This window comes from Bacteroides sp. AM41-16 (genome assembly GCF_003603495.1).
GTDB lineage: Bacteria > Bacteroidota > Bacteroidia > Bacteroidales > Bacteroidaceae > Bacteroides > Bacteroides uniformis.
This window is the reverse complement of record NZ_QTNE01000004.1, coordinates 209,590-233,417: the sequence shown is the minus strand read 5'-3', so window position 1 is coordinate 233,417 and position 23,828 is coordinate 209,590. Positions and strand designations below refer to the sequence as shown.

General features: G+C 48.4%; 13 protein-coding genes. 9 read left to right on the top strand and 4 right to left on the bottom strand.

What is annotated here, in order from left to right:
• Nucleotides 1-240: 240 nt before the first annotated feature.
• The 8 genes from DW896_RS06045 (at nucleotide 241) to DW896_RS06005 (ending at nucleotide 15,898) form a co-directional block, all read left to right on the top strand.
• A complete protein-coding gene (locus DW896_RS06045; protein ID WP_119993015.1) occupies nucleotides 241-3,312 on the top strand; it encodes a TonB-dependent receptor in 3,072 nt (1,023 codons plus the stop codon).
• Between the two features lie 19 nt (nucleotides 3,313-3,331).
• Nucleotides 3,332-5,116: a RagB/SusD family nutrient uptake outer membrane protein gene (locus tag DW896_RS06040; protein ID WP_119993012.1), complete on the top strand. Its 1,785-nt coding sequence runs from the start codon at nucleotides 3,332-3,334 to the stop codon at nucleotides 5,114-5,116.
• A 73-nt stretch (nucleotides 5,117-5,189) separates the two neighbouring features.
• Nucleotides 5,190-7,325: a glycoside hydrolase family 32 protein gene (locus DW896_RS06035; protein WP_119993010.1), complete on the top strand. Its 2,136-nt coding sequence runs from the start codon at nucleotides 5,190-5,192 to the stop codon at nucleotides 7,323-7,325.
• Complete coding sequence (locus tag DW896_RS06030) at nucleotides 7,325-8,809, top strand: glycoside hydrolase family 32 protein (RefSeq protein WP_119993008.1); 1,485 nt, start codon at nucleotides 7,325-7,327, stop codon at nucleotides 8,807-8,809. Before DW896_RS06035 ends, DW896_RS06030 begins: the two co-directional genes overlap by 1 nt.
• A 136-nt stretch (nucleotides 8,810-8,945) precedes the next feature.
• The gene (locus tag DW896_RS06025; protein WP_117749336.1) at nucleotides 8,946-10,760 is read left to right on the top strand and encodes a GH32 C-terminal domain-containing protein; all 1,815 of its coding nucleotides are present in this window, start codon (nucleotides 8,946-8,948) and stop codon (nucleotides 10,758-10,760) included.
• An 18-nt stretch (nucleotides 10,761-10,778) separates the two neighbouring features.
• On the top strand, nucleotides 10,779-11,945 hold the full coding sequence (locus DW896_RS06020) for an MFS transporter (protein ID WP_035449592.1): 1,167 nt from the start codon (nucleotides 10,779-10,781) through the stop codon (nucleotides 11,943-11,945).
• A 234-nt stretch (nucleotides 11,946-12,179) separates the two neighbouring features.
• Entirely contained in the window at nucleotides 12,180-13,067 is an 888-nt protein-coding gene (locus DW896_RS06010) for a carbohydrate kinase (protein WP_005826288.1), read from the top strand.
• 71 nt (nucleotides 13,068-13,138) lie between these two features.
• A complete protein-coding gene (locus DW896_RS06005) occupies nucleotides 13,139-15,898 on the top strand; it encodes a substrate-binding domain-containing protein (RefSeq protein WP_119993006.1) in 2,760 nt (919 codons plus the stop codon).
• Between the two features lie 62 nt (nucleotides 15,899-15,960).
• On the opposite strand, the gene DW896_RS06000 is transcribed toward DW896_RS06005, so the two are convergent.
• The 3 genes from DW896_RS06000 to DW896_RS05990 form a co-directional block, all read right to left on the bottom strand.
• Nucleotides 15,961-16,149: a hypothetical protein gene (locus DW896_RS06000; RefSeq protein WP_117601458.1), complete on the bottom strand. Its 189-nt coding sequence runs from the start codon at nucleotides 16,147-16,149 to the stop codon at nucleotides 15,961-15,963.
• A gap of 92 nt (nucleotides 16,150-16,241) precedes the next feature.
• Nucleotides 16,242-19,799, bottom strand: a complete 3,558-nt coding sequence (gene nifJ / locus DW896_RS05995; protein ID WP_119993003.1) for a pyruvate:ferredoxin (flavodoxin) oxidoreductase — start codon at nucleotides 19,797-19,799, stop codon at nucleotides 16,242-16,244.
• A gap of 41 nt (nucleotides 19,800-19,840) precedes the next feature.
• Nucleotides 19,841-21,019, bottom strand: a complete 1,179-nt coding sequence (locus DW896_RS05990) for an ATP-binding protein (RefSeq protein WP_005826292.1) — start codon at nucleotides 21,017-21,019, stop codon at nucleotides 19,841-19,843.
• Nucleotides 21,020-21,147: 128 nt separating this feature from the next.
• Between DW896_RS05990 and DW896_RS05985 the strand changes: the two genes are divergently transcribed.
• A complete protein-coding gene (locus DW896_RS05985; protein ID WP_044467947.1) occupies nucleotides 21,148-22,356 on the top strand; it encodes a hypothetical protein in 1,209 nt (402 codons plus the stop codon).
• Here the strand turns inward: DW896_RS05985 and DW896_RS05980 are convergent.
• Entirely contained in the window at nucleotides 22,340-23,797 is a 1,458-nt protein-coding gene (locus tag DW896_RS05980; RefSeq protein ID WP_234130887.1) for a glycoside hydrolase family 10 protein, read from the bottom strand. The two genes, DW896_RS05985 and DW896_RS05980, sit on opposite strands and share 17 nt — an antisense overlap.
• Nucleotides 23,798-23,828: the final 31 nt, after the last annotated feature.

Genomic DNA, 23,828 nt, shown 5'->3' with positions numbered 1-23,828 from the left:
TGAGAGCTGGTGCAATTAGCATCTGCTCCCATATTGTTTTCATTCTTTTCTATTAATTTGCTGCTAAAGCTAAAGTTTATTTAGCAAAAAACACGCGTAGAATACCTTTAGAAAGGGGATGTATCAAAAATACCACCTTTCGTAACATTTGTTATAGGTGCAAATCCTGGTTTCGCTTAATTTTGCTGACACAAAACTCAATTGCAGAATTGGTTTATTACTAACTTTAAATTAATAGATATGTTGAAAAGCATTAGTCTCAGGCTTTGCACACTAATTGTGCTTCTCTTTGCGGGCATCTATTCCTTTGCCCAGCAAGTCCAGGTAAAAGGTACTGTCGTTGAAAAATCGAGTGGTGAATCCATTATCGGTGCTTCTGTCATGGAAGTAGGTTCCAACAGTAATGGAACAATTACGGATATTGACGGAAATTTCACTCTGTCTGTAGCTTCCGGTGCCACATTGTCTGTATCCTATATAGGATATAAAACCGTTACAGTAAAGGCACGGCCCACTTTACGCATTGAGTTGACGGAAGATTCCCAGTTGATTGATGAAGTAGTAGTGACCGGCTATATGTCCGAGAAGAAGGCCAGTTTGACTGGTTCGGTGGCTGTGGTCAAGATGAAGGATGTAGCAGATATTCCTACGGGAAATGTGTTGTCGAGCTTGCAGGGACGTGTTGCCGGTATGAACATTACGACTGACGGCACACCGGGCGGTGGAAATACTTCTACATTGGTCCGTGGTAAGTCATCTTTCCGAAATGATGCCAATTCCCCGCTTTATGTCATTGACGGTGTGATGACCCGTGAGAACATCTCGTCTATCCTTTCTTCCAATGATGTAGAATCCATTCAGGTATTGAAGGATGCCGCTTCCGCTTCTATTTATGGTGCACAGGCTGCCAATGGTGTGATTATCATTACTACCAAACGTGCCAAGAAAGGGGAGACCCGTGTGGATTTTGATATGTCGTTGACTTTGCAGACCTATCAATGTGGCTTTGATATGTTGAATGCAGATGCGTGGGGCCAGGTTTATTGGTCGGCTTATAAGTATGCCAATAATGGAGCTACGCCAAGCAGCGAAATATATGGTAATGGTGCAACTCCCCAACTTCAAGACTATATCGGCCTGAATGGAGCTAAAGTACATGCCGTTGATACGGATTGGCGCGATGTGGTTTATCGCACTGCCTTGATGCAGAATTATAGTGCGACACTTTCAAAGGGCTCTGACAATGGTGCCTTCTCGTTAGCGTTGAACTATCTCGACCATGACGGTCTGGTAGAGAATACGAATTTCCAGCGTATCAATACCCGCATCAGTTCTAACTATCATTATCTTGACAATCGCTTGCGTATCGGCGAGAACGTTGCCATCAATCGTTGGACACAGACCCTCAGTCCGGCCGGTGTAGATGAGAATGCCATCAAACAGCATCCTGCCAAGACGGTTTATGATGAGAATGGCAATTATAACGATGCCATCAATGATGTTTTGGGTGATGCCCCCAATATGGCACGTTTGTTGGAGAATGAAAAACAGAACAAACATGATTACTGGCGTATCTTTGGTAATGCATTCCTTGAAATTGAACCGATTAAGAACCTGGTGCTGAAAACCAATTTCGGTATGAATTATTATGATGAAACCAACAAAACTTTTGAGCCGGCATGGGCACGCGATGAGGTCAATAAGCTGACTCAATCATCCAACAAAAGACTGGATTGGGTATGGACCAATACCGTGACTTATAGCAAAGCTTTTGGAAAGAACAATCTGACTGCACTTCTTGGTACAGAAGCCAAGAAGAACCATTCGGAATCCATGTTCGGTTATGGTACGGGACTGGCTGTAGAAGATGAAGATTATATTTATCTCGACGGTGTGACTGCCGGTAAGAATGTAGGTGCCGGTGCTTCCAATTATGGTATGGTGTCTTACTTTGGTAAAGTGAACTATGATTATGAAGGACGGTATTTGGCCTCTGTTACGGTGCGCCGTGATGCTTCTTCCCGCTTGGCAAAGGGTAATAATGTGGATTACTTCCCTTCAGTGTCGGCAGGCTGGCGCATTTCAAGTGAGAAGTTTATGGAAGCGACCAGGGATTGGTTGGCTGATTTGAAACTACGTGCTTCATGGGGTGTCAATGGTAACGATATTATTGATAATGAGGCTCCCTATACAAAATACTTGATTAGTCTGAAGGATGCAAGCTACAACATGAACGGTGATGGAACGACTTTGGCTCCCGGTGGTTACAAAGTGAGGTCTACCAATCCCGATTTGAAGTGGGAGAGTACAAGACAGCTCAATATCGGTGTGGACGCCGCTTTCCTGAACGGACGTCTGAGTGCTTCTCTCGATTATTTTGATAAGAAGACAAGTGATATGCTTGTGGAGAAACCGTATATCGCTGTCATTGGCGAGGGTGGTTACTGCTGGTATAATGGTGGTACGATGAACAATAAAGGTTTCGAGATGGCACTGACCTGGAATGATAAGGTAAAGGATTTCCAGTATAATGTAGCATTCAACCTTTCATATTACAAAAATGAAGTGACAGAGCTGACGGAAGAAATTTACTATACTTATGGTGGCGGTAATGGGGTTGACAAGACTTTGGTTGGCCAACCGTTCGGTTCATGGATGGGCTTCAAGACAGATGGAGTGTTCCGTACCCAGCAGGAGGTGGATGAGTATAAATCCAAATATAATGTACAGTTTGGCGCTCCCGGAGTAGGACGTATCAAATACGTGGATGCTGATGGTAACGGTACGATTGATACGAACGACCGTGTATGGTTGGGTTCTGACAATCCGAAAGTGATTGCAGGTCTGAATCTTGGGGCATCTTGGAAAGGCTTTGACCTCAGCATGTTCTTCAACGGTATGATTCGTGATGCCTATAACAATTCCAAATATTATACGGATTTATTCCAATGCTGGACCGGTAATCACTCTACCCGCCTGCTCGATGCCATGCATGCTTACGAGAACTTTGAAAAGACGGGTGTTTACAATAGCAGTGTACCTGCTTTGACCACTCTTAACAGCAACAATGAGCACGAAGTATCTGAGTTCTATATTGAAAATGGTTCGTATATCAAGCTGAAAAGCTTGACATTGGGTTACACGCTTCCTAAAGCAGTTCTCGACAAGATGAAGATGCGTCATGCACGCATTTATTTCCAGGCTCAGAATTTGTTTACGATTACCGGTTATACGGGTGCCGACCCTGAAGGTCTGGGTTATCCTTATCCGTTGCCCCGTACGTTCTCTTTGGGATTATCATTTGGTTTCTAAACTTTAAAACTATACTATCATGAAATTGAAACATTTATATATGCTTGGCGCAGTAGCGCTGATGACTGCAAGCTGTAATGAAGACCGTTTCCTGGATTTGAAGCCCCAGGGTAGCTTGAACGAAGATATTATGACTTCTACAGAAGGTGCCGACCTTTTGGTGAATGCCGCGTATGCAGCTTTGGGTGGTCCCGAAGGACAGAGCTGGAGTGTATGGTGTCATCCTACTTCCAATTGGACCTATGGTGAGGTACGTTCGGATAATGCCTATAAAGGCGGTGGTGGTGTTGGTGACCTTAATGAAGTGCACCGTATGGAGACATTTGATATGGATGCAACCAATGGATTTCTGGACAGCAAGTGGTACCATCTATATTGCAGTGTACAGCGTTGTAACTCTGCATTGCGCGTTCTGAATGCTGCAACAGATGAGCAGGTGAACGGACGTGTATCCCGTATTGCGGAGATGAAAGTGCTTCGTGCCCATTATTACTTTGAATTGAGCCGCCTTTTCAACAAGATACCTTATTTTGATGAGAACGTTGAGATTTCCCAATATCCGGATATTCCGAACAATGAGTTTACCCGTGACGAGATTCTGAGTATGCTGGCCAAGGAGATGCTTGATGCCGCCGAACTGCTTCCTGCATCACAGTCGGAGGTAGGGCGTATTCATAAATACATAGCACTGGCCTATGCGGCTAAAATCAAGCTGTACCAAGCGTATCAGCAAGATGAGACTACGCATGCCGTAACTTCCATCAATAAAGAGCTGCTGAGGGAAGTCGTTTCGCTTTGCGACCAAGTGACTGCCAGCAACCGTTACGGTTTGCTTGACGATTTCCAGGGATTGGATTTAGTAGCTAATGAAAACGGTAAAGAGTCTGTTTTTGCCATTCAATATTCCATGAATGACGGTACCGAAAGTGCCGGCCGCATCAACTGGAGCAATCTGTTGAATTCTCCGGGTGGAGGCAGCCCTTACGGAGGTGACGGTTTCTTCCTGCCCAGCCAAGACCTGATTAATGCTTATCAGACAGATGCAAACGGTCTGCCCGATTTTAATTATCAGTCAAAGTCTGATTATAGTTGGGCGGTATTGAACAATGGGGTTTATACTTTACAAAACACGACTCCCAATGTAGACCCGCGTCTCGATTTTGTTGTGGGCCGTCCTACTATAACTTGGAAAACTTACCCAGACAAGCCATGTGAGGGATGGGTGCGTGATAAGGAAACTTATGGCTATAATTGCGCGAAGCGCTTCTGGGTTTCTCCGGAAAGTAGTGATATGTTTAATGGCTGGCCTTGGGGGGCTTCACAGTTGAACTGGCAGATTATACGTTACGCAGATATTCTTCTTTGGAAAGCTGAGGCTCTTATTGAACTCAATGAAGGCGATGGACTCGAAACTGCCCGTGATTTGATTAATCAGATACGCAATCGTGCCCGGAACAGCGCCTATGTAAAGGATTTCAACGACCATTCCAAATATGCGGCCAACTACCTTGTCAATCCTTATCCTGCTGATGTCTGGAATCAGGATTATGCCCGTCAGGCCCTCCGTTGGGAAACACGTCTGGAGAAGGCTTTGGAAGGTGAACGTTTCTTCGACCTGGTCCGTTGGGGCATAGTGGAAACAACCATGAACAAGTACATTACCGCGGAGTCAGACAATCGCATTTATTATGCCAATGCGCACTTTACGGGTGGAAAGGATGAGTATTATCCGGTTCCGAACAATCAATACGGATTTTCTGGAGGCAAGTATGTACAGAATCCCGGTTATGCTCCGTTCAACTAATTATATTTTGAAATGAAAACGCAAGGGAGGGGAAACGTTTGTTTCCCCCTCTTCCTTTAAACAATCTTTTATTATGAAACACTTTGCCTATTCTATATTGGGCTGTCTATTGCTTTCTTTGAATGCAGCTTTTGCTCAAAAAACATGGTCGTTTGACGGGCAGGACCCCTTACTTTCCAGTGACGGCAAGTCATTGTTGAATTTGTACACTATAAAGGAAATACCGGAATTTGTTACCGGAGTCGAAGGTAAAGCCCTTCGTACAGACGGGTATTCCACTTGGATGGATACAACCACGGAAGGAGATGTTTCGTCGTTGTCCGGATGGTTTGCTCTGGAATCTTATCCGACGGATACTGCTGCCTTTATGGGAATCAGAGACATGGCAGGAACATCTGTAGCGGTATGTGTAGACCGTTATGGTGAGTTGCTGTTGGGAATGGGGCAGAATGGCTCATACTCTTACTGTTCATTAAAGACAAAAGTCGACCGTTTCAAGTGGCTGCATGTGGTCCTTGATTTAAGTAATGAATCGGTTTGCCTGAATGGGCAGAGGATGAGTGCAGAGGTATGGCCCCGGAACTTGCAAGATGGTGAAATGATACTTCGGGTAGGTAAGGATTTCAGGGAAAAGAAGGTTTGGATGTACGATGTTACGGCTATAAACGGGTTGATTGACGGGATAAGCCTCACTCCCTTTTCCGATGATTCGTCTGCATGGAGAGACGAGATTGCCTTAGGATTGAAGAAGACTTCGGTTTTGGCTATTCCGGAAACCCGTTTTGCGAAGGACTTCAACCGTCCCCGCTATCATCTGTTGCCGGCTGCCAACTGGACGAATGAGACGCATGGTTTACTTCTTTATAAAGGTAAATATCATATATTCAATCAGAAGAATGCTTCTGCAATCTTCCTGGGACAGATAAATTGGGGACATTTCAGCAGTCCCGATATGCTTCATTGGACGGAGGAAAAGCCGGCTTTGACTCCTGATGCTGCTTATGACAAGAATGGAATATGGTCCGGGCATGCTGTTATCAATGATGACGGTATCCCCCAGCTGATATACACAGCCGGTGGAGACAAGATGGGAGTGGGTATTGCTTTTCCAAAAGATACTGCGTTGATAGAATGGGAGAAATATGCGGGTAATCCGGTTATTGCCGAGAAGCCTGCCGGATATACCCGTACGGACATGCGTGACCAGTATGTCTGGAAAGAGGGTGATGTCTGGTATATGATTATCGGTTTCGGCATTGAGCAGACCGATACACCCCACGGGGCTTTGCTGCTTTATAAATCGGCGGACTTGAAGAGATGGGATTTTGTACATTTGCTGTTTGAGGGCAATCCGGAAGTGGATGACTCCGGTATTTTCTGGGAAATGCCGGTCTTTAAGAAGATGGGCGGCAAGTATGTTCTTTTGGTGAATAGGGTTCCTCATAAAGGCATACCTGCGCGTTGCCAGTATTGGATAGGAGATTTCAAGAATGAAAAGTTTATACCGGACAACCCAGTCCCTCAAAATCTGGAGGTCATCAACCGCTTGCTGTCCCCCTCTGTTGTTGAGACTCCGGAAGGGGATGTTGCTGCCATTGCCATTATACCCGATGAAATAGGAGGGGAGGCCACTTATGAACAAGGATGGGCACATCTCTACAGTATGCCCAGAAGATGGCAGCTGAAAGATGGGAAACTATGCCAAACACCCCATCCCGTGATGAAACAATTGCGTGAACAACCGACGGTTTATTCCAGACAGGCATTGACTGCTGCGAAACCGCACATTGTGAGCAGAAGGGAACATCAGCTTGAAGTCAAGGCGACTTTTTATCCCGGTGACGCAAAACGGTTTGGATTTACATTGTGTAAGAATCCGGATAATAGCGAATATAGCCTGATTTATTATGATGTGGAAAAGGAGGAACTTATTGTGGACCAGACGCATTCTTCCTTGCGTGCACACATTCCTTTGAAGCTCCGCAAGGACTGGTATCGGTTGGATACAACCAAGCCGGTGGAGATTCGTCTATTTATAGACGGTTCTGTGGTGGAAGGATTTATTAATGATGAGGATGCATTCACTACAAGAATCTTTCCTCTGAAAGAAAACAGTACGCTATTGGAACTATTCTCTGATGGAAAAACAACGGAAGTTGCTGCCGAAGTTTGGAAACTGAAAGATGCAAAGGTAAAGATGAACTTTTAATGAAAATACAGAAAATGAAGATACCAGCTATATTGGGTGCACTTTTAGTGGCAGGAACATTGTCTGCCGGTGCACAAATGAATTCAGACAGTTTATACAAAGAGCCTTATCGTCCTCAGTATCATTTCAGTCCGGAGAAGGGATGGATTGGTGACCCCTCGGGATTCATGTACTATCAGGGTAAATATCATATGTACTGGTGGGGCAAAGTCGAATCTACAGATTTGGTACATTACCAACAGATAACCCCTTATGCCATGACCGGAGCGGATGACAATATCAGTTACTTCACCGGTTCTGCAGTCGTAGACAAGAACAACACGGCCGGCTTCGGCAAGGGTGCTTATGTGGCGGCTTACACCGTTTTTGAGAAGGACTCCAAGAAACAGGCGCAGGGCATCTCTTTCAGTCATGACGGAAAGACATTTCATTATTATGAAGGTAACCCGGTTCTGGACCTTTGGAGTACGGAATTCAGGGACCCTACCGTCTTCTGGCACGAGCCGACCCAAAAATGGGTGATGGTTGTAGCCAAGGCCCTGGAGAAGAAAATAAAGTTTTATACCTCTCCTGATTTGAAGAGCTGGACTTGGACCAGTGATTTCGGCCCTGCCGGTGACAGTGAAAAGTCTTGGGAGTGCCCGGATTTATTCCAGTTGCCGGTTGACGGGGATTCTGACAAGAAAAGGTGGGTGATGGTTGTATCTGTAAACTGGGCGCAAGAACAATACTTTATAGGAGACTTCGACGGCACTTCTTTTAAGCTGATGGATAACCATCCTGCAGAGCCTCTATATGTGGACAAAGGGCTGGACTTTTATGCATCCCGCACATTTCAGGATTTTGACGGAACGTTGGATTCCAAAATTTCGATGGGCTGGGTTGCAACCTGGGACTATGCACCGGTAGCTCCATCGAAGTATGGGAAGGGCTTTTGGTCCATTCCCCGCAACCTGGAACTGAAGACATACAAGGAAGGTGTGAGGCTGGTGCAGAAACCGGTGGAACAGTTGCAAACACTTCGCTATAAGCCTGCATCGGTGAAACGTGCTTTATCGGTGGGGACACAGAGGTTACCCGGCTTTGTTCCCGATGAGAATGTCTACGAACTCGATGCTTCGTTTGCTACTGACGTATCCAACACCTTTGGCTTGAATTTGTGTGTGGGTGAAGGGCGCAAAGTGGTGGTCAGCTATGATACGGATTCACATAATCTGGTGATTGACCGTACCCATTGCTCCGATGTGCAGATTCCTAAATTCAGCCGTATGGCATATGCCAGGGTGGAACCGGTAGATAATAAGATACGTTTGCATATATTTGTAGACAAATCGAGTATTGAAATCTTTGCCAATGACGGGAAGGATGTATTCACATTATTAACCTATCCGGGCGAGGCTCAAACCGGTATCGAACTTTTTGCGCAGAAGAAGGGGACGAAGATGGAGTTGGATGCCTGGATGCTTAAATCAATATGGAGATGAGGAATTTAATTTGTATTATTTTAGACTGAATGTAACATTTGTAGTATGCTTTGAAACAAAAAAGATAGTCTCCTGCTGCTTGGTGGCGTATCTTTGCATGGTAGAAAAACATAATTAATTTAATACCAACAGAAACATGATTCATTTAAAAGACTTTTGGCGGACAATCAGAAGGACGCTTACCGTATTTATATTAGGAACTACCGTGGCTGTCTTCACATGCCAGGCCATAAATCCTCCTTTCGTGATTAAACATCTGGGTGACGGACAGAGTATCGTCCAAATTGACGAGCAGAAGAAGTTTTTGCTGCTGCCGGTGGAAGAGGCTTCTCCGGAGGCAAAATTGTATATGATAGCGGACAATGATGTTGTACGCAGTATGAACGTGCGATTGGCAGTGGATAAGGTTGACTATTTTGTTCCGGTCGATTTGACCGGCTTCGATAATAAACATCTCTCTTTCAACTTCCAGCTTATTCCGGATTCGGCCTTATGCTGGGAAGAAATGAAACTGTCGGATGAATTCGATGTTTCGAACCGGGAGAAGTACCGTCCGGTGTATCATTTCAGCCCGGCTTACGGTTGGATGAATGATCCTAACGGAATGTTCTACAAAGACGGGGTCTACCATTTGTTCTACCAGCATAATCCCTACGGCTCCATGTGGGGGAACATGCATTGGGGACATGCCACCAGTACGGACCTCGTCACTTGGGAGCATCACGGAGATGCCATTTCGCCCGATGCGCTGGGAACAATTTTCAGTGGCTCTTGTGTTGTCGACAAGGATAATACGGCCGGGTTCGGTGCCGGTGCCGTCATTGCCTTCTATACATCGGCAAGCGACCGTCAAGTGCAGAGCATGGCCTATAGTCTTGACAACGGAAAAACCTTCAAGAAGTATGCGCGAAATCCCATCCTGACTTCCACGCAGCGCGACTTCCGTGACCCTAAAGTCATCTGGCACGAAGATACCAAGAAATGGATTATGGTTCTTGCCGTAGGGCAGGAAATGGAGATATACTCTTCTGCCGACCTGAAGAACTGGACGCTGGAGAGCAAATTCGGTGAAGGACAAGGTGCTCACGGCGGAGTCTGGGAGTGTCCCGACCTGCTTGAACTGCCGGTTGAAGGTACGGAACTGAAGAAGTGGGTACTCGTCTGTAACCTCAATCCGGGCGGACCGTTCGGTGGCTCTGCCACACAATATTTCGTAGGGACATTTGACGGTAAGAAATTCGTGAACGAGTCTCCCGCAGTGACGAAATGGATGGACTGGGGAAAAGACCATTATGCAACTGTCACTTGGAGCAATGCTCCTGCAGGACGTGCCATTGCATTGGCATGGATGAGCAACTGGCAATATGCCAATGATGTGCCCACCCGTCAATACCGTAGTGCCAACTCCGTGCCGCGTGACCTTTCGCTCTATACCTCGGAGGGTGAAACCTATGTAAAGGTAACCCCGTCTCCCGAATTGCTGAAACTGAGGGATAAAGGCAGCAAGAAGCGTGCTTTCAAGGTAGACCGCACGTATAATCTGGACAAACTGCTGAATGACAATTCCGGAACGTATGAAATCGAAATGACCATCAAGAACAAGGATGCGGATGTGATAGGATTCCAGCTCTTTAACTCGAAAGGCGAGGAGGTGGAGATGTACTATAACCTGGCGGAAAAGACGTTCACCATGGACCGTACCAAGAGTGGTGAGGTGTCGTTCAGCAAGGACTTCCCTGCAGTGACCGTGGCTCCTGTCGAGGGTGGCAATGAAATGAAACTCCGCTTGTTCGTAGACAAGTCGAGCATTGAAGCGTTTGGCAACGACGGACGTTTTGCCATGACAAATCTTGTATTCCCGTCGGAACCTTACAACCGCATCAGTTTCTATGCTAAAGGTGGAAGCTGCAATGTCACCTCGTTTACTGTGTACAAACTCGGATTAAAATAACAGATAATAATCTTCAGCATGGAAAATACTAAGAATTCTTCCTTGGCAAAGCTCTTTCCGGTCATGCTTTGCTTCTTCGCCATGGGCTTTGTGGATTTGGTGGGCATCGCCTCCAACTACGTGAAGGCCGACTTGAACCTGACCGACTCGCAAGCCAACATATTCCCGTCTCTGGTGTTCTTCTGGTTCCTCATCTTCTCCGTACCTACGGGTATGCTGATGAACCGCATCGGACGCAAGAAGACGGTGCTTCTCAGCCTTGTCATCACGTTTGCCTCTTTGCTTCTCCCGGTTTTCGGAGACGGCTACGTGCTGATGCTGCTCTCGTTCTCATTGCTGGGCATCGGCAATGCGCTGATGCAAACGTCGCTCAACCCGCTGCTTTCCAATATCGTAAGCGGCGAGCGGCTGGCAAGTTCGCTCACCTTCGGACAGTTTGTAAAAGCCATTGCTTCGTTTCTGGCTCCATACATCGCCATGTGGGGAGCTACGCAGGCCATTCCGTCTCTGGGCATGGGCTGGAGGGTGCTGTTCCCGGTCTATATGGTCATTGCGGTGATTGCCATTCTCTGGCTGAGCGGTACTTCCATCCGCGAGGAAAAGGAAGAGGGACGCCCTTCCACCTTCGGGGAGTGCCTCGCTCTGCTGGGCAAGCCGTTTATCTTTCTCTGCTTCCTGGGCATCATGTGCCATGTGGGCATTGATGTAGGTACGAATACCACAGCGCCCAAAATCCTGATGGAGCGTCTGGGCATGACGCTGGCCGATGCCGGCTTTGCCACCAGCCTTTACTTCATCTTCCGCACGGCGGGTTGCTTTCTCGGAGCCTTCATCCTTCAGAAGATGGCTCCCCGAACCTTCTTCGGCATCAGCGTGTTATGTATGTTGGCTGCGATGGTAGGGTTGTTCGTTTTCCATGAAAAGGCAATGATATACATCTGCATTGCCCTTATCGGTTTCGGCAATTCGAACATCTTTCCGGTTATCTTCTCCCAAGCGTTGCTTGCTATGCCACAAAAGAAGAACGAGGTTTCCGGCTTGATGATTATGGGGCTCTTCGGCGGTACGGTATTTCCGATAGCAATGGGCTTGGCAAGTGATGCTGTAGGACAAAGCGGTGCCGTGGCTGTAATGACGGTGGGGGTAGTGTACTTGTTCTTCTATATGCTGCGTATGAAGCGGTAATCTTTGTTCGCAGGCTGCGGACACATATCCCAAGGCTGCGGATATCTGTCCCAAGGTTGCGGATGTCTATCCCAAGCCTTGGGATAGAGATAATCCTTAGTTCTTAGAGACTTTTTAATAGATAATTGGCAACTTTTCATTCTATAGTTAGGAACTTTTTTATTAGGTTTGCAGCGGGTAGGACATTGAGTTTGCCGTGAATAAAATATATCATTCATTAAACAATATAATATTATGAATAAGATAATAGTAGGTATGGGCGAGGCTCTGTGGGACTGTCTCCCCGAAGGAAAGAAGATAGGCGGTGCTCCGGCAAACTTTGCTTACCATGCATCGCAGTTTGGTTTCGACAGCCGTGTGGTCAGTGCCGTAGGTGCCGATGCGGATGGGGACGAGATTCTGGATGTGTTCGCCCGGAAGGGGCTGCGCACGCAGATTGAGCGCGTGCCTTACCCCACGGGAACGGTGCAGGTGACGCTCGATGCCGTGGGCGTGCCGTGCTATGAGATAAAAGAAGGCGTGGCCTGGGACAACATTCCCTTTACCGACGAACTGAAGCGTCTGGCACTGAACACGCGTGCCGTATGTTTCGGCTCTTTGGCGCAACGCAGTGAAACAAGCCGCATCACCATCAACCGTTTTCTCGACACGATGCCCGATGCGGAGGGGCAACTGAAGATATTCGACATCAATCTCCGCCAAGGGTTCTATACCAAAGAGATACTCTGCGAATCCATGCGCCGCTGCAACATCCTCAAGATAAACGATGAGGAGCTGGTGACCATCAGCCGTATTTTCGGCTACCCGGGCATCGACTTGCAGGACAAATGCTGGATTCTGCTGGCCAAGTATAACCTGAAGATGCTTATCTTGACTTGCGGAACGAACGGCAGCTATGTGTTCACTCCGGGAGTGGTTTCCTTCCAGGAGACGCCCAAGGTACCGGTGGCGGACACCGTTGGAGCCGGTGACTCGTTCACGGCAGCCTTCACCGCTGCCATTCTCAGCGGGAAGCAGGTGCCCGATGCCCATAAACTGGCGGTGGAAGTCTCTGCCTATGTATGTACCCAGAGCGGTGCCATGCCGGAATTGCCGGTGGCCTTGAAAGAAAGGCTGGCATAGATTTTTCTTATTCTTTTCACATTTTTCGTTATCTTTGCTCATCTGCAATCTTAAATCAGAGGAAAGTGAAGATGAGACAGCATAACCTTCGGATTTTATTCTTTTTGCTCGTGCTTTGGGGAGTGGCGGTTGCCTGCTCCCGGCGCGAGGCACGTTTCCGTATCGGCGTTTCCCAATGTAGCGAGGATGAATGGCGGCGCCAGATGAACAGTGAGATACTCCGTGAAGCCCATTTCTACGAGGATGTGGAGGTGGACATCCGTACTGCCGTCGACGATAATGACCGTCAGGCAAAAGACATTCGTGAGCTGATAGCCGAAGGGGTGGATCTGCTGATTGTGGCCCCTAATGAAGCCACTCCGATAACTCCGGTTGTGGAGGAGGCATACAACCGGGGCATTCCGGTGATTGTAGTGGACCGTAAAATCCTTTCGGACAAATACACGGCCTACGTCGGTGCAGACAACTACGAGATAGGGAAAGCTGTGGGAGAGTATGTGGCCAATGTGCTGCATGGGCAGGGAGATGTGGTGGAAATCTCAGGTTTGGTGGGCTCCACACCTGCCGTAGACCGTCATCAAGGATTTGTGAAGGCTATATCCGCTTATCCCGGTATCCGGTTGCTGGCCGTTGAAGACGGTGCCTGGTTGCAACTCAAGGCCGGAGAGAAAATGGATACCCTGCTGAGCCGCTTTCCGCATATCGACCTGGTGTATGCTCAGAATGACCGTATGGCGGCCGGAGCCTATGCTGCCGCTGCCCGAGAGGGGCGGGAAAAGGATATGCGGTTCATCGGCATAGATGCCCTGCCCGGCAAGGACTATGGAGTGGAGAAAGTGCTTGCCGGCGAACTGGATGCCACGTTTATATATCCTACCGGTGGCGACCGCGTGATGCAGATTGCCATGGATATTCTGAACAAGCGTGATTTCCCCCGTGAAACTATCCTGGGCACTTCCGTCGTCGACCACGACAATGCTCTCATCATGAAGATGCAGACCGCCCACATCGGCACCCTGGATGGAAAGATAGAAACCCTGAACGGAAAGATAAACCAGTATTTGGCCAGTTATGCCACGCAGCAGGTTGTCTTGTATGGCAGTCTGTCTGCCCTATTGTTGCTGGTCGGTTTGTTGGTGGCTGTCTACCTCTCCTTGCGTGCCAAGAACCGGTTGAACCGTGAGCTGTCCATGCAGAAAAAGAAACTGGAAGAACAGAAAACTCAGTTGATACAGCAGAAGGAACTGTTGGAAGTGCAGAAGTCGCAGTTGGAACAGCTTTCCCATGAACTGGAGGAGGCTACGCACGCCAAGCTGGTGTTCTTCACGAATATTTCGCATGATTTCCGTACTCCGCTGACGCTGATAGCCGATCCCATAGAGCAGCTTCTTGCCAACCGCACCCTCGACGGACAGCCGCGCCAGCTCCTCGAGCTGATGAAAAAGAATGTGCATATCCTGCTTCGCCTGGTCAACCAGATACTTGATTTCCGGAAGGTGGAGAACGGGCGCATGGAGCTCCATCTCGAACCTTTTGATTTGCTCGACAGCTTCCGGGGCTGGAACGACTCTTTCCGCATGGCGTTGCTGAAGAAACATATTGCTTTCAGCTTTGAGGCATCTTCCGATACGGACTTCCGGATGATGGCAGATGCGGAGAAGATGGAGCGCATTTACTTCAATCTCTTCTCCAATGCCGTGAAGTATACGCCGGAGAACGGGAAAATCACCGTACGGTTGTTAAAGTCGGAACAGAACTACAGTCTGTCCGTCTTCAATTCCGGCAGCTACATTTCTTCGACCGATGTGGAAGCCATCTTCGAGCGCTTCTATCAAGTGGACGGGCATCAAGCCGGTACCGGTATCGGACTGGCGCTGGTACGTGCCTTTGTAGAGATGCATGGCGGTAACATTACGGCACGCAGTGACGAGAAAGGCACTACTTTCATCGTTACTTTCCCGCAGCAGGATGTTTCGCAGTACCATCCCACCATAGTGACGTTGCCTGCCGAAGAGAAGGACGTGTCGTCCACCCTGATAGATACGGAAGTGAAGGCATGCGAAGAGGTGGTTGAGGCTGATTGTCCTACTGTGCTGGTAATTGACGATAATGCTGATATTCGCAACTATGTGAAGTCACTGTTGACGCAAGAATTTCGCGTGCTGGATGCTGCGGACGGGACAGAGGGTATCCGGCTGGCCATGAAGTATGTGCCGGATGTGGTTATTTCGGATGTAATGATGCCCGGTATGGATGGTGTGGAATGTTGCCGCCGCTTGAAGGGGGAGTTACAGACATGCCATATCCCGGTGATTCTGCTGACGGCCTGCTCGCTGGACGAACAGCGTATCCAGGGCTATGATGGCGGTGCCGATTCTTATATTTCCAAACCATTCAATTCGCAGTTGCTCTTGTCTCGTGTCCGCAATCTCATTGCAAACCGCCGTCAGTTGAGGCAGTTCTTCGGAGATAACCAGACTATCGAGAAGGAAACCATCAGTGATTTGGATAAGGGTTTCGTCTCCCGCTTCAAATCGCTTGTCGAGGAGAGGATGAAAGATGCGGAACTCAATGTGGAGGATTTGGGACGGAATATGGGTATGAGCCGTGTGCAGCTTTACCGTAAGCTGAAATCGCTGACCAACTATTCGCCGAATGAGCTGCTGCGCCAGATGAGGTTGAAAAAGGCTGCCTCACTGCTTGCCTCCTCTGACATGACGGTAGCGGAGATTGCCTATGAAGTGGGCTTTTCGTCACCTTCCTATTTCACGAAATGCTATAAGGAACAGTTTGGGGAGAGTCCTACCGAGTTTCTGAAAAGAAGGGGATAGCTGTTGTCTATCCCCCTTGTTCTTAATACACGTCTGTTTACTTCTGTAAATGATACTGGAACTTATTTCAGTATTTGAGGCAGGTTTTCCCTTCCCCAGAAGTAGTAAACACAGATTCCAATCCAGCTTGTGAGCAGGATGATGATTGCGACCAAGAGCTTCTTTACTCCGTCTACCGGCCATCTCATGATTTCGAGTACAGCCTTGACTGCAAGGACCACCCCAATAACCCAAATAATAAATCCGATCATAACTTTTTGATATTTAATGTTTTTATTTAAAACAAATAGAGGCTGCATCCGGTTCGGGAACAGCCTCTATTTTCTATTTAGTAATTAAGGAATTACTCTGTAACTTCAGCGCCCCAGTTTTCTTTGGAAAGACGCTTGTAGCTGTTGTAGCGCCATTTAGCGTTTTCTTCGGCGGCCTTGAACAGCTCTTCGGCTTCCTGCGGATATTGCTTCATTACGGATGCGTAACGAACTTCACCCTTCAGGAAGTCTTGGAATCCGCTCCAATCCGGTTCCTTGCTATCCAGCGTGAACGGATTCTTGCCTTCGGCTTCCAAAGCCGGGTTGTAACGCCACAAGTGCCAGTAACCGCACTTAACGGCCTTTTCCTCTTCTGCCTGGCTCTTGCCCATGCCTGCCTTCAGACCGTGATTGATACACGGAGCGTAAGCGATGATGAGTGACGGGCCGGGATATGCTTCTGCCTCGCGGATAGCCTTCAAGGTTTGAGCCTGGTCGGCACCCATAGCGATTTGAGCAACATATACATAACCGTAAGTAGTAGCCATCAGACCGAGGTCTTTCTTACGTACGCGTTTACCGGCAGCGGCAAACTTGGCGATGGCGCCTACCGGAGTAGCCTTGGAAGACTGACCACCTGTATTGGAGTAAACCTCAGTATCCAGTACGAGGATGTTGACGTCCTTACCGCTTGCAATTACATGGTCGAGACCACCGTAACCGATGTCGTAAGAGGCACCGTCACCACCGATAATCCACTGGCTGCGTTTAACCAGGTATTGAGACAGACCGGCGATAGTCTTGCAGCTGTCGCATTTGTCTTTGGCTGCTTCTACCATCGGGATGATCTTTTCGGCCAGTTCCTTGGTCTTGTCTGCATCGTACATGTTTTCAATCCAAGCCTGGAATACTTCTTTGTATTCAGCCGGAGTTCCTTCTGCTGCGATGGCATCTTCCATAGCCTTCACGATACGAGCGCGCATCTTTTCGTTGGCAAGCTCCATACCCAAACCGAATTCGCAGAAGTCCTCGAACAATGAGTTTGCCCAAGCAGGACCGTGACCCTTTTCGTTCTTAGTATAAGGAGTAGAAGGTACTGAACCGGAGTAGATGGAAGAACATCCTGTTGCGTTGGCTACCATTTCGCGGTCACCGAACAACTGGGAAATCAGTTTAACGTACGGAGTTTCACCACAACCGGAGCAAGCGCCTGAGAACTCGAACAACGGAGTAGCGAACTGAGAGTTCTTCACGTTGGCCTTGATGTCAACCAAATGTTGTTTGCTCTTCACGTTTTCAGCACAGTAGGTCCAGTTGGCAGCTTCCGGCAATTGGCTTTCGAGGTGCTTCATAGTCAGAGCCTTGCCACCCTTCTTCGGGTTGCCCGGACAGACATCGGCACAGTTGCCACAACCCAGACAGTCGAGAACGTCTACCTGAATACGGAATGTCATACCGTCGAATGCTTTACCTACAGCCTTCAGTTGAGTGAAGTTGGCACCCTTCTGCTCTTCAGCATCGAGTACGAACGGACGGATGGAAGCGTGAGGACAAACGTAAGCACACTTGTTACACTGGATACAGTTCTCAGCGTTCCATTCGGGAACGAATGCGGCTACACCACGTTTCTCATATTTGGCAGTGCCTTGTTCCCAAGTACCGTCTTCAATACCCTTGAAAGCGGATACCGGCAATAAGTCACCGTCTTGTGCGTTGATAGGACGAACCACTTCGTTGATGAATGCAGGATCGTTGTTTTCAGCCTTGGCGTCGTCTGCCAGATTGGCCCAAGCCGGGTCAACGGTCAGTTGCTTGTATTCGCCGCCACGGTCAACTGCTGCGTAGTTCTTGTTGACAACGTCTTCACCCTTCTTGCCGTAAGACTTAACGATGAATTTCTTCATCTGTTCTACAGCCAGGTCAACCGGAATAACGCCGGTGATACGGAAGAATGCGGATTGCAGGATGGTGTTGGTACGGTTGCCCAAACCGATTTCCTGTGCAATCTGGGTTGCATTGATATAGTAAACAGTGATATTGTTCTGTGCAAAGTACTTCTTCACCTTGTTGGGCAGGTTCTTGGCAAGCTCTTCGCCTTCCCAGATGGTGTTCAGCAAGAAAGAGCCGTTCTTACGCAAGCCGCGGGTTACGTCGTACATGTGCAGGTAAGCCTGAACGTGGCAAGCCACGAAGTTAGGCGTATTTACCAGGTATGTAGAGCGGATAGGAGTGTCGCCGAAACGCAGGTGCGAGCAAGTGAAACCGCCTGATTTCTTGGAGTCGTAAGAGAAATAGGCCTGGCAGTGCTTGTCGGTGTTGTCACCGATAATCTTCACAGAGTTCTTGTTGGCACCTACTGTACCGTCAGCGCCCAAACCGTAAAATTTGGCTTCGAACATACCTTCGCCGCCCAATGCGATTTCTTCTTCCTGGGGCAGAGAAGTGAAGGTAACGTCGTCCACGATACCGATAGTGAAGTGGTTCTTCGGCATCGGCATAGCCAGATTCTTGTAAACGGCGAGGATTTGAGCAGGAGTAGTATCCTTGGAACCCAAACCATAGCGGCCGCCTACGATAACCGGAGCATTCTCTGCACCGTAGAAGCAGTCTTTTACGTCGAGGTACAACGGTTCGCCGTTAGCACCCGGTTCTTTCGTACGGTCCAGTACGGCAATCTTCTTGGCAGTCTTGGGAACGGCGGCAAGGAAGTGCTTGGCAGAGAACGGACGATACAAGTGAACGGCAACCAAACCAACCTTTTCGCCATTGGCAACGAGGTGGTCGATAGCTTCGCGGGCAGCTTCCGTTACAGAACCCATGGCGATGATAACGCGTTCTGCATCTTCTGCACCGTAGTAATCGAACAAACCGTACTTGCGGCCTGTGATTTTGGAAATCTCGTTCATGTATTCCTCAACGATAGCCGGAACTGCTTCATAGTAGTTGTTGCAAGATTCACGGTGTTGGAAGAAGTGGTCAGGATTTTCGGCCATACCACGGGCAACCGGGTTCATCGGGTTCAATGCACGTGCGCGGAATTCAGCCAAAGCTTCCTGGTCGATAAGCGGAGCGAGGTCTTCGTTCTCCAACATTTCAATCTTCTGGATTTCGTGAGAAGTACGGAAGCCGTCGAAGAAGTTCATAAACGGAACACGGGCCTTGATGGTGGCTAGGTGGGCAACACCTGCCAAGTCCATAACTTCTTGTACAGAACCTTCGGCCAACATGGCGAAACCTGTCTGGCGTGCAGACATAACGTCCTGGTGGTCACCGAAGATACACAGTGCATGGCTTGCCAATGTACGTGCTGATACGTGGAATACACAAGGCAGGAATTCACCGGCAATCTTGTACATGTTCGGGATCATCAGCAACAGACCTTGTGAAGCTGTGTAAGTAGTAGTCAGCGCACCGGCTTGCAGAGAGCCGTGGACGGCACCTGCAGCACCGCCTTCTGACTGCATTTCCTGTACCAATACTGTTTCGCCGAAGATGTTCTTGCGACCTGCGGCAGCCCATTCGTCTACGTATTCAGCCATCGTAGAAGAGGGGGTGATGGGGTAGATGGCAGCTACTTCGGAGAACATATACGAGATATGTGCAGCAGCCTGGTTACCATCACAAGTAATGAATTTCTTCTGTTTAGTCATAACTAAATTGAATTATTTATTTAAGTAAAAAAATCTCTCTCTTAATACAAGAAACCGAATAACCAGAGAGGTATTTGGTTGCCTCGGCCTATTTCTGCCTTATGCAGTACATAAGTAACTCCCGGATTATTCTTTATCTTTGTTCCTTCCGGACAAATCTTGAAAGGCATCACCTCATCTACCATGAACGAGATGTTCTTGTCGCCCTTGTTCACCTTGTGGTCCTTCCACATTGTGTTGGCAAAGAAAGTGTCCAGTACGTCTTGCTCTTCCACCTTGACGGGATAGATGGAATACATCAGATTTGAATTGTGCATCATTATCTTCGACGGCTTCTTGGGGAATTCTTCTCCTTTCGGATAGACCATATTGATGAGTCGTGCGTCTGCCAGATACTTGATGTAATTCATTACTGTGGCGCGGGAGGTCTGTATGTCGTTTGCCAGTTGGCTGACATTCGGCGCTTTCGGCCCGTCCACGGCCAACAAATATAGTAATTTCTTTATCTTCGAAAGGTATTTCAGCTCAATTTGTTTGATGAGCAGGATATCCACTTCCACCATCATGTTCATCGTCTTGAGCAGATTCTCCGAAAAGTTACGCTTTTCAAGGAAGAAAGGGTAGAAGCCGTGGTGCATATAGTCTTGCATGTAGTCCAATGGACGTACTTTGGAGAGGATGCCTTTGGCTATCTGTTCGTGGTTGCTCAGGATTTCTTCCAACGGATAGGCATGGAACTTCATGCCCGTCTGCAGGTTCAGGTATTCGCGGAAGGAGAAGCCGCGCAGGTTGTAGCTCTTCACGATGTCGCGCAACTCCATATTCTCCTCTTTCAGACGCATCACGGACGAGCCGGTGAACACGATTTTCAGGTTGGGGAAGCGGTCGTAGCACATACGCAGTTCCTTGCTCCATTCCGGGTACTTGAATACTTGGTCTATCAACAGCACTTTTCCTCCGCGGCGCTGGAATTCGGCGGCGAACTCCACGATGCCATGTCCGGAGAAGTAGAAGTTGTTCATGTTGATGAAGAGGCAGGAGCGGTCTGTGCCGAATTTCTCTTTGGCATATTGCAGCAAGAAAGTAGTCTTACCTACGCCTCTTGTGCCTTTGATACCGATAAGACGGTCATTCCAGTCTATTTCGTCCATTAGGTCGCGGCGTACGGGGGCATTGGTATGCTCTACGAGATAAGCGTGTGTACGGTAAAATGCTTCCATGCTTTAAATTCGGTTTATTGGGCGACAAATATACGGCTTTTTTATAGATTTGCAAAGTAGAGATGGCAAAATATTATATAACTTTGCACTCTCATACAAAACGTGAGTAATTGGTTAACATTTGAAAGATGAAACTTTATGTGTTCAATCCTGATGCAGATATGGCATTGGGAAATAATGAAGAAAATTATATGGCGCCCGCTACCATCCGCCGTATGGCTGAAGACTTGGCTTTGTTGCCGATTTGGTATGCCCAGCCGGGTAGTGGGGTACTGGCCTCTTCCGCCTATAATGCAGATTATCTGAAACAGATGCAACAGTTGTTCCGGCTGGATGTGCATTTGGTGACAGAGCCGGAGCTACCCGATTATGCTGATGTGCGGGTAATGCCTTGGGGATGGAACCCCGCTATCCGTAAACGGATGTTGAAAGGCGGTGTTCTGGAAAAAAATCTTCCTACGCCGGATGCTTTGGATAAATATCGTATGAAGGCTGCCCGTAGTAACGCTTTGGCTTTTCGCGCACTTTTCTATTTCAATAAAATAGATTATACTTGTGGTGACGGTTGTTGCTTGGTGGAGGCTGATGGTAGAATGACGGATATCTCTCCGGATATTGTTGATCGTTACAAGGAGGGATGTGTGTTCAAATCACTTTGGTCGGGAAGTGGAAAGGGATTGTGCTGGTGCCGTCATGGCTTTACGAAAAATGTTTCCGATTGGTGTAGTAGGGCGCTGAAAGAAAATAGAGGTTTTGTGATGGAGCCTATATTTGATAAGGTGGAAGACTTTGCCATGGAATTTTATTCGGATGGTCGGGGAAAGCTTCTTTTTGTCGGCTATTCCCGTTTTGTTACGGATGACAAAGGGGCATATCGTGGTAATATCCTTACTTCGGATGAGCAAGTGGAGGAATGGATTCAGCAATATGTACCCTTTGAAGCATTTGTACGCATACGCAATATGATGCAGAAAGCATTGGAAACGAGTTATGCTACATCTTATATGGGTTTCTTGGGTGTGGACATGATGGTCTGCCGTCAGAAGGAAGGGCATCCGTATGCCATCAACCCCCATGTCGAAATAAATCTACGGATGAATATGGGAATCGTTTCCCATGTGCTTAGTGATCATTTCATTGTCCCCGGTGGGGAGGGACGTTTCTCCATTGATTGTTTTCCGACCCATGAAGCTTTGATGGAGCGGCATGAGCAGGATATGCAAAGCTATCCGCTGGTGGTGAAGGACGGCAGGGTTGTTTCCGGCTATCTGCCTCTGGTACCGGTCACTCCGAAGAGCCGTTACCGGGCTTTTGTCTGTGTCACTGCTGCTGAATAGCTTCGCTTTCGTTTCCGCAACGGTCTATGGCTGTCACGGCAAAATATTTTCGGGCAGTCCACGGGCGGATGGGGGCATAGGTATATTCCGTGCCTTGTACTCGTTGTGCCAGGATATTCTCCGGATTGGAGGTATCTACGGGATAGGTGTCCGAACCGTAGATTACATACATCGGAGCATTCCGCTTGTCATTGTCCGTGGCGGGTTGCCAGCTTAGTTTCCAATAGCCGTTTTCCGGTGTTTCCACCGTGAGTCCGGAGGGAGGTGTAGGAGCTGCATTGTCTATCCACGGCATGGCGGGTTGCAGGGCCGGGGCGGTATAGTAGTCTTCTTCTAGCGCATCATAAAGCCCTTGCGTATTGTCCATCAGATACTTCACGCGGTAGTGTGCCTCGCCCGCCAGACCGTGGGCGCGGATAAAGTGCATCTGCCGTTCAATCTCGTCCAGCGTCCAGTTCCCTTCGCTGGGGTCGAGGAAGTAGATGCCCAGACCGGGAATGATTTGGCGTCCGTTACTTTGTTCCTGCCAGTCGAGGGCAAAGGGATAGAAATGATTGCCACGGAAATAGAGCATCGGATAAATCTGGTCCTGGATGCCCTCGCCCAGCCAACCCTGCACGTCTTGATAGACGGTGTGGAAGGCATTCCAGCCACGGGAGGGGTAGCGGGAAGTGTCTTTGTATTTTCCTACCGGGCAGGTGCTGACCTTTACCCAGGGTTTCATGGCTTTTACACCTTTATATATATAGCGTACTATTTCCGTCAGGTTGTCTCTGCGCCATTGGGCAAGGCTGCGTCCTTTGCTGTATTTGCGGTAGTCGTAGCTGTCGGGAAAACGGGGGGCGTTTTCCGGATAGCGCAGGTAGTCGAAGTGTATCCCGTCTACATCGTAGCGTTCCACCACTTCGCGGACAAGGCTCATCAGGTACTCTTTGGTTTGCGGATGTCCGGGATTCAGGAAGTATTCGCGTTTGTAGGGTACGCAGATGGCGCGTTTCTTTTTGGTGACGGACTCTTTACCGAGGGCGGCTACATGCTTGCGGTTGCCCAGAGGGATGGTCACCATCCAGGCATGGCACTCCATACCGCGCTTGTGGCATTCGGCTATGGCAAAAGCCAGCGGATCGTAGCCGGGGTCGCCGCCCACCTTTCCGGTCAGTATGGAGTTGTAGGGCTCGATGGCTGATTTGTAGAGGACATCTCCCCGTGTACGGGTCTGGAACAGTACTGTGTTGAAATTGGCGGCTTTCAGTCTGTCCAATATTTCAATCAGTTCGGCCTGTTGCTTGCGGATGCCTTCGGGCGAAGTGGTGCGTGTCTGCGGCCAGTCCAGGCCATAGACGGCAGTTATCCAGGCGGCACGCACTTCATGCTTGGGCGGTTGCGCAGCCAGTGGCAGCAAGACGGCCATATATAGTAAAATGGAAATAATTCGTTTCATTTTTCTCTTTTCTTCTTTATTTCTGTCATAT